Annotated in this window: 1 pseudogene; it reads left to right on the top strand. The window is 69.0% G+C overall.

The features are described 5' to 3' along the window. Positions 1-272: 272 nt before the first annotated feature. Positions 273-555: pseudogene (locus tag IE126_RS25780) on the top strand (hypothetical protein); the annotation flags it as partial.

Here is a 555-nt window from a genome sequence, read left to right as displayed (position 1 = left end):
TCCGTCCAGCCCGGCCGCCGCCGCCACACCCTCACCACCGGGGCTTCGTTCCGGTGGGTGCAGACCCTGAGGTGATCAACATGTCCGCCCCTGATCAATCTGCCGCATCGCCGCACTGGAGGCCCGCATTGCAGCGCTGGAGGCGCAGGCCGCGCGGCCGGTTTTGGTGCAGACCATGGTGACGGCAGCTGCCACGGACATGAACGCGGTGGTGAAGCACGCCATCCGGGTGGCCACGAACGCTGTTCAGGCCTCGCTCACGGGGGGTGATAATGCGTGATTACAGCCCCGCCACTGCCGATTACTTCGCCGCCCGCGGGCCGATGCTGGCGCATGTGCTGGTCTGGGTCTCGGCCCGGAACCGTGTGACCGGCGGCACCGAGAGCATCGGCTTCTGGACCGGCGCGGATCATGCGGAATTCGTGATCGGCGGCGAGACCCGCATCTATTACGGGGCCGGGACCGCGCTCAGCGTCGATCCGCTCCGCCTGCAGACCGGCCTGCAGGTGCGCAGCCAGCGGGTGCAGCTCAGCCAGATCGCGGCCGAGACCCAGC

The sequence above is a fragment of the Gemmobacter nanjingensis genome, from assembly GCF_014652195.1.
Lineage (GTDB): Bacteria > Pseudomonadota > Alphaproteobacteria > Rhodobacterales > Rhodobacteraceae > Gemmobacter > Gemmobacter caeni.
The sequence above is the reverse complement of the archived record's forward strand: the minus strand, read 5'-3'. Positions and strand labels throughout refer to the sequence as shown.